The 13,009-nt window shown below is 57.5% G+C and carries 11 protein-coding genes and 1 pseudogene; 5 read left to right on the top strand and 7 right to left on the bottom strand.

The window, feature by feature from the left end; translation table 11 throughout:
- The first annotated feature begins 214 nt into the window (after positions 1 to 214).
- On the top strand, positions 215 to 586 hold the full coding sequence (locus tag NL528_RS14050; protein WP_309183246.1) for a helix-turn-helix domain-containing protein: 372 nt from the start codon (positions 215 to 217) through the stop codon (positions 584 to 586).
- A 60-nt stretch (positions 587 to 646) separates the two neighbouring features.
- Here NL528_RS14050 and fabF read toward each other — a convergent pair whose 3' ends face one another.
- Both fabF and grxD read right to left on the bottom strand, forming a co-directional pair.
- On the bottom strand, positions 647 to 1,909 hold the full coding sequence (gene fabF, locus NL528_RS14045; protein WP_309183245.1) for a beta-ketoacyl-ACP synthase II: 1,263 nt from the start codon (positions 1,907 to 1,909) through the stop codon (positions 647 to 649).
- Positions 1,910 to 2,091: 182 nt separating this feature from the next.
- Positions 2,092 to 2,427 (bottom strand): Grx4 family monothiol glutaredoxin, encoded by a 336-nt coding sequence (gene grxD / locus NL528_RS14040; protein ID WP_309183244.1) that lies wholly within the window; start codon positions 2,425 to 2,427, stop codon positions 2,092 to 2,094.
- 801 nt (positions 2,428 to 3,228) lie between these two features.
- On the opposite strand from grxD, the gene NL528_RS14035 reads away from it, so the two are divergent.
- Positions 3,229 to 3,585 (top strand): hypothetical protein, encoded by a 357-nt coding sequence (locus tag NL528_RS14035; protein WP_309183243.1) that lies wholly within the window; start codon positions 3,229 to 3,231, stop codon positions 3,583 to 3,585.
- Between the two features lie 119 nt (positions 3,586 to 3,704).
- Positions 3,705 to 4,892, top strand: coding sequence for a hypothetical protein (locus NL528_RS14030; RefSeq protein ID WP_309183242.1), 1,188 nt, complete (start codon positions 3,705 to 3,707; stop codon positions 4,890 to 4,892).
- Between the two features lie 767 nt (positions 4,893 to 5,659).
- On the opposite strand, the gene NL528_RS14025 is transcribed toward NL528_RS14030, so the two are convergent.
- Positions 5,660 to 6,559, bottom strand: coding sequence for an HlyD family efflux transporter periplasmic adaptor subunit (locus NL528_RS14025; protein WP_309183241.1), 900 nt, complete (start codon positions 6,557 to 6,559; stop codon positions 5,660 to 5,662).
- Between the two features lie 258 nt (positions 6,560 to 6,817).
- Between NL528_RS14025 and NL528_RS14020 the strand changes: the two genes are divergently transcribed.
- Positions 6,818 to 7,231: a hypothetical protein gene (locus NL528_RS14020; protein WP_309183239.1), complete on the top strand. Its 414-nt coding sequence runs from the start codon at positions 6,818 to 6,820 to the stop codon at positions 7,229 to 7,231.
- A gap of 194 nt (positions 7,232 to 7,425) precedes the next feature.
- Here NL528_RS14020 and NL528_RS14015 read toward each other — a convergent pair.
- From NL528_RS14015 to NL528_RS14000, 4 genes and pseudogenes are all read right to left on the bottom strand, one after another.
- Positions 7,426 to 7,567: pseudogene (locus tag NL528_RS14015) on the bottom strand (bacterioferritin); the annotation flags it as partial.
- 156 nt (positions 7,568 to 7,723) lie between these two features.
- Positions 7,724 to 9,463 carry a class I poly(R)-hydroxyalkanoic acid synthase gene (locus NL528_RS14010; protein ID WP_309183238.1) on the bottom strand — a complete coding sequence of 580 codons (1,740 nt, stop codon included), beginning with the start codon at positions 9,461 to 9,463 and terminating at the stop codon, positions 7,724 to 7,726.
- A 169-nt stretch (positions 9,464 to 9,632) separates the two neighbouring features.
- Positions 9,633 to 9,986 carry a hypothetical protein gene (locus tag NL528_RS14005; RefSeq protein ID WP_309183237.1) on the bottom strand — a complete coding sequence of 118 codons (354 nt, stop codon included), beginning with the start codon at positions 9,984 to 9,986 and terminating at the stop codon, positions 9,633 to 9,635.
- A gap of 436 nt (positions 9,987 to 10,422) precedes the next feature.
- A complete protein-coding gene (locus tag NL528_RS14000) occupies positions 10,423 to 11,370 on the bottom strand; it encodes an IS481 family transposase (protein WP_309183236.1) in 948 nt (315 codons plus the stop codon).
- Between NL528_RS14000 and NL528_RS13995 the strand changes: the two genes are divergently transcribed.
- On the top strand, positions 11,359 to 12,990 hold the full coding sequence (locus NL528_RS13995; protein WP_309183234.1) for a long-chain fatty acid--CoA ligase: 1,632 nt from the start codon (positions 11,359 to 11,361) through the stop codon (positions 12,988 to 12,990). The genes NL528_RS14000 and NL528_RS13995 overlap by 12 nt on opposite strands.
- Positions 12,991 to 13,009: the final 19 nt, after the last annotated feature.

Genomic DNA, 13,009 nt, shown 5'->3' with positions numbered 1-13,009 from the left:
TGGACGTGTTTGATATTTGGAGTACAATCGACATCTAAAATAGACTATTGTCTGACAAGTCAAGAGCGATGTGGCTGTTCTTCCCGGACTTGCCCCGCTCGGGGGGCCGCAAGATGAAAAGATCAAGAACCGAAGCTGCCGAAGCCCGGCAGCGGTTAGTCAGAGCTGCCGCCGACCGGTTCCAACGAGAGGCAACGACGCAGGGAGAGGGCCGATGAAGTGGAACGCCTTGGCCGGGCAATCCTCGTCACTGTGCAAAGCATTGTCGGTGATCGGGGACCGTTGGACCCTCCTGATACTGAATCAGTGTTTCCTCAGGCTTCGAAGATATGGAGAAATCCAGTCTTCGCTGGGCTTGTCGAAACCGCTGCTCGCCGCGAGGCTGAAGAAAATGGTCCGCCTTGGGGTGCTGAAGAAAGTATCTTCGCGGAAGTCGGCGCGAGTTCACGAATATCTCCTGACCGAAAAAGGCCGCCAGCTCTATCCTGTCCTGCTGGCCCTCGTAAAATGGGGAAATGCCTTGGCCGAAGAGGAAGCCCAGCCCTCGATCCCCGAGCACGTTCCATGCGGCCGGCAGCGCGAGTGACCGCGCTCATACCGCTGAGGCATATGTATCCCCTACTCCGTTTTCCAAGAATTGACGTTCTTACATCTTGCGCAACACCACGCTCGCGTTGACGCCGCCGAAGCCGAACCCGTTTGAAAGCACGTGATCGATTTTCATCGCGCGGGCGCTGCCGCGGACCAGATCGATGCCCTCCGAGGAGGGATCGGGATTGTCGAGGTTGAGCGTTTCCGGCGCAATCTGATCGCGTAACGCGAGGATCGCGAAGATTGCCTCCAGGCCGCCGGCGGCGCCAAGCAGATGGCCGGTGGCGGACTTGGTTGAGCTGACGGCGACGCCGCCATTGGTGCCGAAGATGGTCTTGATCGCTTCCAGCTCGCCGTGATCGCCGACGGGGGTCGAAGTCGCGTGCGCGTTGAGATGCTGGATGTCGCGCGCGGAAATTCCCGCCTGCTGCAAGGCCATTTGCATCGCCCGCCTAGCGCCATCCCCGTCTTCGCGCCCGGCGGTCATGTGAAACGCGTCCGATGTGGTGCCGTAGCCGATCACTTCTGCGATCGGCTCCGCACCCCGCGCCTGCGCGTGATCGAGCGCCTCGATCACTACGACGCCGGCGCCCTCGCCCATTACGAATCCGTCGCGGTCGCGGTCGAACGGCCGCGACGCGCGCTCCGGCATGTCGTTGAAGCCCGACGAAAGTGCGCGCGCTGCCGCGAAGCCACCAAGGCTGACCCGATCAATGCAGGCTTCTGCGCCGCCGCAGATCGCGATGTCGGCCTCACCCGCACGGATTAGACGCGCGGCGTCGCCGATCGCCTGCACGCTCGCGGCGCAAGCCGTGACCGGCGCGCCGATCGCGCCCTCGAATCCGTAGCGGATGGAAATATGACCGGCGGCAAGGTTGACGAGAAACGACGGCACTGTGAAGGGGGAGAGCCGACGAATGCCTTTGATGTCGGTCGTGCGGACTGCGTCTGCGATCGCCGGAAATCCGCCGATACCCGAAGCGATCACAGTTGCGGTGCGCTGGCGCGATCGCACGTCCTCCGGCCTCCAATTGGCTTGCGCGATCGCTTCATCCGCCGCCAGGAGCGCAAATAAGATGAAGCGATCCATTTTGCGTTGGTCCTTGCGCGGGCCCACGCGATCCGGATCGAAGCCGCCTTCGGGATCCACCGCGACGTCGGGGACCTGGCCGCCGACCTTTGCACTCAGGTCGGCCGTTATCGCCTCGGGCAGCGTGCGAATGCCGGACCGCCCGGCGAGCAGGCGCGACCAATTGGTCTCCACCCCGCAGCCCAGCGGCGACACCGCTCCCATCCCCGTCACAACTATTCGGCGCATCTTCTATCCAGTCTCGATCTGTGCGCTAACGTGTCTGACGTGGCAGCGCCAACCAGGATTGGCGAACTTCCTTGTCACCGCATCTGCCCGGATTCTCGCAAAACGGGCGGCATCGGGGTCGCTAATGAACGACATCACCACTGGTGATGCCGTTGACGGCAGTCCTCAATAAAATTGAACTATCAGTCCGCAGGCTGAAGGACGGAAAGTCCATTTTTGATAAAAAGCTGCTGAAGCTCACCGGCCTGGAACATTTCGCGCACGATGTCGCATCCGCCGACGAATTCGCCCTTGACGTAGAGTTGCGGGATCGTGGGCCAGTTGGAGTAGATCTTGATTCCATCCCGCAGTTCGGCCGAGTCGTAAACATTGAGCGCCTTGTAAGCGACCCCGACATATTCGAGAATCTGGACCAGTTGACTCGAAAATCCGCACTGTGGAAATTGCGGCGTTCCTTTCATGAAGAGCACGACGCCGTTCGACCTTACTTCGTTCTCGATGAATTGTTCGATGCGCATGATCTCATCTCGTCCTTGTGTTGCGGGACGCAACGGCCCCTCTAATTACCAGAGCCTGGACCCGAAAACTCTTTCGCAGTAGAGGCCAACAATCGGTGTTGCCTCCACCTACATAGATGATAATCATAATATAATGCAACTGCAATCGGCTGGAACCCACTAATATGTCAATCGACATCTTATTCGATCCCTCTCATCAGCTTTGGGGCGCCTAATCACTTTCGTGTGTTGGGGGATCGATTTCGCTGGTCCGTCAGTTCGTGCTTACGATATAGATGTCAATTATACTCTAATTACTGCAATCGCCAAATACGGTGGGTACGCTACGGACAGTTCTCGTGCGAATCGCGTTCCTATGTCCGTGCCAGGACGCCGTGCCCACTCAGCTTACGGGAGCGAATATGCGAACAGTAGAGACGCCATCGGCCGCCGGCACAGGGTGGCGAAGGACCCTGAGCCAACTTTACCGGCTGATCGAGGCCGCTGAGACGTCTCCTTTGGAGAGTCTCTATGAACGGGTCTTGCGGCTTGAACAGGAAGTTTCTGCGCTCAAGCGCAATTTGCTGATCGGCTCTGTAGACCACGAGTGAATCGACTGGGGCCAGCAATAACCGCAGCAGCGCGGCGCGACGGTCTTCGGATAGGTGTCTTCATCGTGCACCAGCTTATCGGAATCCTGGGACACCGCTTCGACTTCGCTTCCACGCATCCTAAGGATCCCGAATTTCCATTTTCGCGATCCGAGCCGAATGAAGGTGAGGTAAGCGCCGCGTACCTCTACAGCAGCGCGAAAGGTAATCGATGGTTGTGTGGATCAGATCGTTAGCCGTCTTTGCGGCCATCTTGCTGGCCTTCCAGTCAGCGCATGCCCGTGATCGCGATGGCAAATATGCCAATTCGCCACTTCACGAATGGTTTGAACAATTGGCCAGCAAAAAGGGCCTATGTTGTTCGGACGCCGATGGTCGGGCGCTCTCGGACCTCGATTGGGAATCACGTGACGGTCACTATCGCGTTCAGATCGATGGCGAATGGGTCAACGTCCCCGAGGATGCCGTTGTAACAGAGCCAAATCGTGCGGGGCGGACGATGGTTTGGCCTACCTGGTTGGACGGGCACCCTCAAATTCTCTGCTTCATGCCGGGGAGCATGACCTAGAGATTTCCATAGTTCAATGACGAGATCGAGATTGATAACGCGGGAGGCTCGGGTTGAACATACAGTCGAACTCGGATGCACAATCGCTGGCATCTTCGATTTCCTCCGATTATGCGGCAATGGAATCGTCGATCGCCTTCTCGATCGGAATCGGACTGAACCGATCCCTTCGGAGCCGTTTGAGAGCGCTCGCCGGTGCATCGGAAAGTCAACCGATCTTCGTGCGCCACATGCAGACAAGTGCATGGATAGAGATCGATCCTAAGGGATCGGTTGCCGCGCGCCGCCAAAAGCCTGAAGGGTTGCCTTCGATCGACCTTGGGCAAGCGGTGACGCGCGAACCGGCACTCGGCGATGCGGTTTACGCGGCATTGGCGGAAACAAGGGCCCTCAGAAGGGCGTGGAAGCTGATGGAGCCCTTGGTCCACGGATGGGGTTTGCCGTCGCGGCAGCAGTTCGGCCGTTTGATCGAATGGTCTCCCGTGCTCGAACATCTCGCCTATCGATGTGCGACTAGGATGAGTAGCCTAATGGACACGATCAGGTACGATATCCTCGAATCCAAAATGAACGAGGCCAGACTTGCCCAATATTGGATGGCGATGCACGCCATGGGCAACACGATACTTCTGTCGTCGGCGCCGGAGGCCAACCCTTGGCTGTCGGATATGGCGAAGCGCATACAGTGGGTCTCGTGGACGCCCACGTTCCCTCTGCTGCGCGAACGGACGCTGTGGCTGGCGGCCTGCGCCGCCCGTTCGGCGATAGCATTCGGAATTGACGTCGTGGAAAAGTATCTGCGGGTGGTCTCCCACGCGACGCACCCGGTCAGAGTGTTCGACGCCTTATACGGACTTTCCGCGATTGCCCTGGAGGACGCGGATGCAGCCAGAACCGTCCTTGCCGAACTCCGTTCGCTCAGGGACGCGTTGAAGTGCCGATATCTCGAACACCTGCCCTTGATCGAGGCGGCGTTCTCGGGGGCGATAGAGACGATCTCGGAACCTGATTTCAAATTGAACGATTCCGATTGGGAAATAAGACTCCTCGGATGGCAGAGGACGTCAGAGTGGGGTTTGGCGACACCTGGTGCACTACGCGCCGACCCGACGACCATCCTTTCGTCGGGAGGCTATCTTGGACTGGCGGTACTGCCGTTCGTGATCAGCACTCCGGTGCGCGATTTCTACCCCGCCAACCGCGACGAGACCCGGACGCTCGGTATCTCCGCCAGCGAGATAGCAGAAACGGTCTTTCGCGCCTGGGGCTCGGACGAGCGTCCTTCGTCACGTTTGACCCTTCACTGACGTACGGTCCGCACAAAGCCTGTCGCCGAACGAAAGACCTACGCCGCGACACGCTTAGGACTTCATCGCCAGGTACATGGCTGCAGCTACGTGGTGAAGAGATCGCTCGCGTTGAAGATTTGGACGCGGAAACGGTACGACGAAGAAAAGTGGTTTTGTCGTAACGGCCGCTGATTCAACGTGTCGGAATGACGCTTTAACGATCGACTGCAAGTGCTTGATTTTGTAATGGTGGGCGCACCAGGGCTCGAACCGGCATCGTTGGTTACAACGTGCAGATTGCTGTTCTCCTTCAGATCGATGAGGTGCTAGCGGCTTTCAAGCGCAGGGACGACGCCCAGCAGGAGTTCGACGAGATACTCACCACGGCGAAGCGAAGACTGGATGGCGAGCCATAGGCGCGCCAACAATTGCGAAAACGTCTGAGAGCGTAGTCGCCAAAAGCCGGGGCCGCCGTTTCCCCCAGGGGAGGGCCAGTCGCTCTCTCGCTCACCTTCGTCTGCGAGGCAGAGTTACGACACCCATTCTGCAATCCGGACCCGCGCTCGCTGTTCCGGAGAGCGCTGAAGCGCAACTACGCCCATTCTGCAATGGCCCAGGAACGACGCGCACACGCCACGACATTCTCATACGGGTACCCGTTCCAAACGTCCCGCGTCTCATCTGTAATCGGCGACTTCGGAAGGAAGGCGAAGCCCATGCCCCCAGAGGCGTTTCGTTGCCACTTAGCAGGACAGGCGTGAATTTTGATCGTTCTGCATCCCTGGTCAGGGTCCTGCGTCACCACCCGGTCCCCATGCCGGCCGTGTTGCGCGGCAATGGATCGACGAGGATGACGTGGCATTTGTCCGGAACTTCACCTCGCGGCGAGGCGAGAATTCACCAGATTGCACTGCAAGCTCCACCACGCAGTGGTGATCAAACCCGGTCTCCGGCGTCAGTATTACCGTTCTCTCAGCGTCTATCTGCATCTGCGTGCGGTCGAGCGAGACCCGCGCCGCGTAGTTCATCTCCTGGCCCTTGGGCTCGCTGCTGGTGGTTTCCGTGCCCGCCGTCTTGTCATTGGATTTGTCCTGGGGTTTGTCGCGGGTGATGGCGTCCTGGGACACGTTAATGACCTCCCCATGCAGGAGACCATAGCGGGTGAAACTGAAGGTATCGACTTTGACCTCGGCTTGCTGGCCGGGATGCACGAAGCCGATGTCGCGATTCGACACCATTGCCTCGATTTCCAGATGGCTGTCGAGCGGCACAACCGCGAGCAGCGCCTGCGCCGGGGTCACCACGCCCCCGACTGTGTGCACGGCCAGCTGCTGCACCACGCCGTCGACCGGTGCTGTGAGCGCCAGGAGCTTGGTTCGTTGCTCGGCCTTGATCACGTCCTGGGCAAAGCCGCCGGCCTTCTGCTCGGCCTTCGCTAACTCTCCGTTGTCCTTGTGTGTGTGCAACAATTCGGCCGGTGTGCCGACTAGCCGTGTTGTCGCGAACAGTTGATCCGCCGAAACGACCTTGCCGGCAGCGAGAAGAAAGATTGGTACGCGAAGTTGCGTCAGATCGATCCGTTGCCCAAGGGCGACAGAGGCGTCGTTCAGCGATCTGGTTTTCCTTGAATAGCCATTTGACGACTTGAAGGTAGCATACCCCGGGTAAATTGAGCGTTTCGGCATACATTGCCGATGAACGGGACTGCGGCACGCGGAACAGGGTGATTGTATCGTTCGTGGTTATGAGTTCGGCCATCAGGTGCGATGAGGTGCATTTGTTAATCCGTGCGACGTCCTCGGTTTCTCGGCAGGATGGCAAGGGAGCGGACCGCTTGATTCTCAAGACAAGCGAAGTCGATCTCCTGGGAGAGACGGATCGACGCCTAACTTTTGACTTCGACTTGGCGTGCATTCTCTCTTTGTGCGTCCTCGGGCTGCAGCATGGCTCGCAACGTCGTCATCAGAATTACCTTGGACGTTGTCGTCGCGCTGCTTGCCAACACGACGATCAACGCGCGCGACCTCGGCCAATGGGACGACCCTGCCAACGCTGATTTGAAAAGATGGTATCAGGACTTAAAGCAACCTGATAACCCTGCGGTGTCGTGTTGCGGTGAGGCAGACGCATATTGGGCTGATGCCTTTGAGGCAACGTCAGACGGTCAATATATCGCGATCATCACCGATCCGCGTGACGACGAGCCATTAGGACGACGGCACCGCGATATTGGTACAAAGATTGTCGTTCCAAACAACAAGATCAAATGGAATGAAGGCAATCCTGTGGGTCATGGAATTATATTTTTGAATCGAGCCGATACGGTCCTTTGCTACCTGCCGCCATTAGGAATCTGAAGGCGCTTCACGTCCATCCTTGGCGGACTCCATCACCACTACTCCCGAGTTTGGTTTTGGGTATACACACCAATATTCAACAGAACTTGATTATTTGAACGGGCGGATCGGACAGCGTCGTAACATCGTAATTCAGCGGCTGAGCAGGTTGAGAGGATGCGCGTCCATCTTCCGCGCCATTCGCTCGCGTCGAACTCCCCGATATGATGTTGGGCATAGAGCTCAAGGCCAAGCTTAGACGAGGTCGATTTGGGTTTCAAGACAATCGATATGATGTTCCTCGTCGTGCATCAGCTGCTCGAAGAGTTCGCGTGTCACATAGTCCTTTACACCGTTCAACCGGCCGACACGGAAGCACGCATCGCTTGTCGCATTCCTCGCCGGAGATTTCGCCAATTTCAGCCTCAAACTCTCGAAATTGAGAATTTCGCGACGATCTGAGAATCAGAAAAGCCCCTATTGACGGGCGTTTCCATCCTTTCTTGGCTTCTTTCAGTTTGATTTTTGCTTCACGTAACGGCCAGGTGCCGGCTCGATGACGTTATAGTTGGCGTTGCCGGCCTGCGCCGGCGCAGGAATCACCCCGCTGGAGTGTCGCTTCATCCAAACATCCCAATCGGGCCACCAGCTCCCGGGTCTCTCTTCGGCATTCTCGAGCCAATCCTTCGCGTCGCATGCCAGGTCATCATTCAGCCAGTGGCTGCGTTTGTTGCGGGCCGGCGGGTTAATGACGCCAGCAACGTGACCGCTAGCCGCGAGGACGAAGCGTTGGTCTTTTCCGATCAGATCCTTCGAGCGGTACGCGGTCTGCCATGGAACAATGTGATCCTCACGCGAGGCCAGCATATAGAGCGGCACTTTGACACAGGAGAGGTCAATGGGAACTCCGCACTGCGTGGTCTTGCCCGGTTTCTTGATGTTGTTCTCCAAATATGTATTGCGCGCGTACCAGCAATACATCGGGCCTGGCAGGCTGACGCTGTCGGAGTCCCAGTACAACAGGTCGAATGCGTCAAGCGTCGCGCCTTTCAGATAGCTGTCGACCACATAGCGCCAGATCAGATCGTTGGCGCGTAACGTTCCGAACGTGAAGGCCAACTCTTTGCCGGGAAGGACGCCGCCTCTTCCGATCGTCGCCTCTCGCAAGACAACCGAGCCCTCGTCGATCAGCAGGCCGATATCGCCTGTGTCGGTAAAGTCGAGCATGGTGGTCAAAAGCGTGATGGTCGCGAGCTTGTTTTCGTCACGCGCGGCGAGCACCCCCCCTGCGCAGCTCAAAATAGTGCCCCCAACGCAGAAACCGAGCGCGTGAACTTCGTCGACGTTGGCGATATCGCGTACCACATCGATAGCCTTGAGCGGGCCAAGCCTCAAATAATCATCCCAGCTCAGATGTCCGATCTCAGGCACCGCGCTCCGCCAGGAAATCAGGAAGACCTGATGACCTTGGGCGACGGCATATTCGACAAGCGAATTCCCTGTACCTAGATCGAGAAGATAATATTTGTTGATGCAAGGCGGTACAATCAGCAACGGCGTCTTCTCGACGTCGGGCGTCTTCGGCGTGTACTGGATCAGTTGGATCAATTCGTTCTCAAAGACGACGAAGCCCGGTGTAACTGCGAGGTTACCACCCACTTCAAAAGCAGATTCGTCGACCCTCGTAATTCGTCCCTTCTGAATATCTTCGATCAGATTCTGGATTCCGGCGGTAAGACTCGCCGCGCGGGTTTCGATTGCTTTCCGTATGACTTCCGGATTGGTCGCGGGGAAATTTGAGGGACTCATCGCGTCAATGAATTGACGCGCGTAAAAACGAAGCTGCAGCCTCGTTCTGTTATCGACCTGTGCGTGATCAACCAGCTCGTGAAGTTGTGTTGAGGCGAGGAGATACGATTGTTTGAGAAGATCGTAGTAAGGCGTCTCCTGCCACGCTTGGTCCTTGAAGCGCTTGTCGCCGCGAACTGGCAGGATCGCAGGTTTTGTGCCGAGGGTAAGTGTCCCTATGACCGCGGCGTTCCAGAACCGCCAGATTTGCGTGACGTACTCGCGCTGCATATCTATCGCGAACGCAAAAGGCGAAAAGACCTGACCCATGGGGGCCGAGCTCTTGTCGGATACTCCCATTGCCGCCGCGAGCGCATCGTCAAACCGCTTCATCGATTGCTGGCCCGCATGCATCAGGTTTTCAAGATAGGCAGACGGATCGTCCGGCGATGACGTACCTTTCATTTAAGCCTCCAACGATCGGCAACTCTTGTTGGTTTTGACCGGTATCATGCTTGATACGGACCCACACATTCCACAACACAAATGTCGATCGATACAGCCGCACACCAGCGATCGGTTCCGATGGATATCGCGCCGCAACAAAACCAACCATCGTTACCCTCTTGCTATCCTAACTCGCATCGGCCGGAACGAAACAACGGATGTCGATATTGCCGCGAACATTGACATACCAGACAACGGCTTCACCTAACGGATTACCTACGCTTCGAACGATCGCTTTCTCCGGGACCTGCCACCAGACACCGTCGATCGGTACCCAGTAGACTCCCACACGCACGTCGTAGATCGTTCGATGCCCGTCGGAAATGTCACGGCAAGGAACGCCGGCGGGGCTACGCACGCATTTGAACCATGCGCGAACATCGTCAGGGATATTCCCAAACTGCCCCCGAACAACGGCGCGCGCAGTTCCTACGGCGAGAATCCGCGATCCGGACAAGCACAACAGCGCGCGTAGTCTCATCGTAGGTCTCCGCACACCGATCTTCTGAACGATACGTTGATGTGGTGCCGAAGGCCATTAGCTGGCCGATTAAAATGTTCCCGCACTGCAAAAACACCGATCGGCTGACAACTCTTGTCAATGCGATAGAACGGGACAGTCATCAAGTGATGGGGACGTAGGATCAAGCGAGCCCCGTTGCGTTTGTCGTCTGTACAAAATTCAAGTTCACGCGATTTGGCGGTCGTTGATCTTTGCGCACCGCTGCAGTGCTCGAAGGAATGACTACATGTCTGTAGCGCCCTGGATCAAATCGTACCCGCGAGGCGTTCGCTGCGACGCAGAATTGACGATTATGCCGGTCCAGCAGATTCTGGAGCGATCTGCCGCCAAATGGTCGGATAATCCCGCGCTCAATTTTATGAACAAAAAGATCCTCTATCGGGAGCTGAACGACCTAGTTGTGGAGCCTCAACAGGTTGTCCTCGGTCAAGCCGAGGCGGCTGATGGGTGGTTTGGACTTTAGACTGCTGTGTGGTCGATGCCAGTTATATCGATGCAGCCAGATCGGCAGGTGCTGAGCCCGATGATCGGATGTGAGATAGGCTTGGGCATAGGCCCATTCGCGCAACGAGGTTTGGACGAAGCGCTCGGCCTTGCCGTTGGTTTTCGGCGTATAGGGCTTAGTGCGCAGGTGCTTGATTTTGAGCAGGCGCAATGCCTTAGGGTAACGACGGGATCGGAAGCTAGTGCCGTTGTCGGTCATGACACGATAGACTTTGACGCCATGGGCCCTGAAGAAGCGCAACGCGTTAAAGAGAAAGCTCAGGCAGGATCGACGTTTTTCATCGGGCAAGATTTCCGAATAGGCGACGCGGGAATGGTCGTCGATTGCCAGGTGCAGATATTCCCAACCGACCCTGCGGCTCTTGCTTTGGCGATCGCCGGTGATGCGGTGGCCGACTTGCTCGAAACGGCCCAGCTTTTTGATATCGATGTGGATGATCTCGCCGGGGTGTTCGCGCTCGTACCGGCGCACCGGTTCGGCCGGCTCCAGTGCCGAGAGCTTGTTGATGCCGAGCCGCTGCAGGATGCGGCTGACGGTCGCCGGAGACACGCCGACCTCGACCGCGATCTGCTTGCCGGTGTAGCGCTGGCGGCGCAAGGCCTCAACCACGGCGCATGTGGCGGGCGCCGTTTGGCTTGGCAATGAAAGAGGCCTGGAGGAGCGGTCGCGCAAACCATCGACACCGCCTGCGCGGAACCGTTCGACCCATTTGGCGACGGTCTTTGGCGTGGTGTTGAACTGGCGCGCGGCGGCCGCTTTGCTCAGTCCCGCTGCCACACTCCGCACCATGGCCTCTCGACCTTTCGGCGTCAGGCGAGCATTCTTATGGCTGTTCATCTGGTCTCTCCGTGGAACACTGAAGCTTCGCAACCTCAGCTTCCTCGGTTCGGACCAGATGGACAACCTCCTGAAAGCCCACATCTAGCTAATCGAGCGGCCAAGGGATTCCAAAAGCTCGGTGTGCGCCCTGGCGTACACGTCGGTCTCTATCTCCCCAACACACCTCATTACGTCATCGCATTCTTCGGCGTGATGAAGGCGGGTGGCACCGTAGTCAACTACTCGCCTCTGGATGCGGAAAAGGTCCTCGAGCACAAGGTCGAAGACAGCGAGACTGACATATTGGTGACGCTCGATCTCAAGGCGCTTTACCCGCAGATGGGCCGGCTGCTCGGCAGGACGAGATTGAAAACACTCGTAGTCGGCAACTTAGCGGAAATGACTCCGGCGCCCGAAGCCGTGCGCGCTCAAATGTCGCACAATGGCGAAACCGTCACAGTCCCCAAAGATAGCAAGCACGTGACGTTTGACGAGCTTGTTAATAACAATGGTGAGTATGTTGCGTTTCCGGTTGCCGATCTGCGTGAGTCCGTGGCGGTACTTCAATACACCGGGGGTACGACCGGACTTCCAAAAGGCGCGATGCTCACGCACGCCAACCTTTCGTCCGCAACCGCGCAATACGTTGAGACGACGCATACGGAGCCGCAACTCCTCGACGAAGGGCGCGAGCGGATTCTTGCCGTCCTGCCGCCGTTCCACATCTATGCGCTGACGGTCAATATGCTGTTGGGTATGCGCATCGGCGCAGAGCTGATCCTGCATACCCGGTTCGACGCGGCAGCGGTGGTGAAGGACATTTCCGAGAAGAAAGTCACGGTATTTCCCGGCGTACCAACGATGTATGTCGCGATCATCAACTATCCGGGCGTTGAAGATCTCGATTTGTCTTCGATCAAGTGGTGCGCGTCCGGAGGAGCCCCTCTTCCTCTGGAGGTCCAGAAACGCTTCCAGGACATCTCTGGCTGCCGATTGGCCGAGGGCTGGGGCATGACCGAAACGTCACCGACAGGTACCTTCACACCACTGGAAGGTGCGGTGAAGCCCGGCTCGTGCGGGATTCCCATTCCCGGCATCACCATCAAGTTTGCTGACGTCGACGATCCGTCTCGCTACGTGGGCTTGGGCGAAAAAGGCGAGATTTGCATCGGCGGTCCCAACGTCATGCGGGGATATTGGAAGCGCGCAGATGCAACAAAGGAGGCCATGACCAAGGACGGTTTCCTTCGAACCGGCGACGTCGGATACATGGATGAAGATGGATACGTCTTCATTGTCGACCGTACCAAGGACATGCTGCTGTGCGGCGGATTTAACGTCTACCCGCGCATCATCGAAGAGGCAATTTACCAGCATCCAGGCATTGAAGAGGTCATCGTGATCGGAATCCACGACGACTATCGCGGCCATTCGCCAAAGGCCTTCGTGAAGCTCAAGACCAACTCAAGCCCCGTCACGCTCGAGCAGATGAAGGACTTTCTCAAGGACAAGTTGGGAAAGCACGAAATGATCGGCGCGTTGGAAATTCGCGATGCCCTGCCGAGGACGGCCGTCGGCAAGCTGTCCAAGAAGGAGCTTTACGAGGAGGAAGCCAGAAAGCGCGTTGCCCAGGAATGAATTCTGAATTCAGAGCTCC

This window comes from Bradyrhizobium sp. Ash2021, from assembly GCF_031202265.1.
GTDB lineage: Bacteria > Pseudomonadota > Alphaproteobacteria > Rhizobiales > Xanthobacteraceae > Bradyrhizobium.
Note: the sequence above shows the minus strand (reverse complement) of the source record. Positions and strands in the feature narration are given on the sequence as shown.

What these genes read in the sequence shown, in the direction of transcription:
- NL528_RS14000 (WP_309183236.1), bottom strand. Translation starts at nt 11,370, where the DNA reads ATGAACAGCCATAAGAATGCTCGCCTGACGCCGAAAGGTCGAGAGGCC.
- grxD (WP_309183244.1), bottom strand. Translation starts at nt 2,427, where the DNA reads ATGCGCATCGAACAATTCATCGAGAACGAAGTAAGGTCGAACGGCGTC.
- NL528_RS14020 (WP_309183239.1), top strand. Translation starts at nt 6,818, where the DNA reads ATGGCTCGCAACGTCGTCATCAGAATTACCTTGGACGTTGTCGTCGCG.
- NL528_RS13995 (WP_309183234.1), top strand. Translation starts at nt 11,359, where the DNA reads ATGGCTGTTCATCTGGTCTCTCCGTGGAACACTGAAGCTTCGCAACCT.
- NL528_RS14010 (WP_309183238.1), bottom strand. Translation starts at nt 9,463, where the DNA reads ATGAAAGGTACGTCATCGCCGGACGATCCGTCTGCCTATCTTGAAAAC.
- NL528_RS14005 (WP_309183237.1), bottom strand. Translation starts at nt 9,986, where the DNA reads ATGAGACTACGCGCGCTGTTGTGCTTGTCCGGATCGCGGATTCTCGCC.
- fabF (WP_309183245.1), bottom strand. Translation starts at nt 1,909, where the DNA reads ATGCGCCGAATAGTTGTGACGGGGATGGGAGCGGTGTCGCCGCTGGGC.
- NL528_RS14030 (WP_309183242.1), top strand. Translation starts at nt 3,705, where the DNA reads ATGGAATCGTCGATCGCCTTCTCGATCGGAATCGGACTGAACCGATCC.
- NL528_RS14035 (WP_309183243.1), top strand. Translation starts at nt 3,229, where the DNA reads ATGGTTGTGTGGATCAGATCGTTAGCCGTCTTTGCGGCCATCTTGCTG.
- NL528_RS14050 (WP_309183246.1), top strand. Translation starts at nt 215, where the DNA reads ATGAAGTGGAACGCCTTGGCCGGGCAATCCTCGTCACTGTGCAAAGCA.
- NL528_RS14025 (WP_309183241.1), bottom strand. Translation starts at nt 6,559, where the DNA reads ATGCCGAAACGCTCAATTTACCCGGGGTATGCTACCTTCAAGTCGTCA.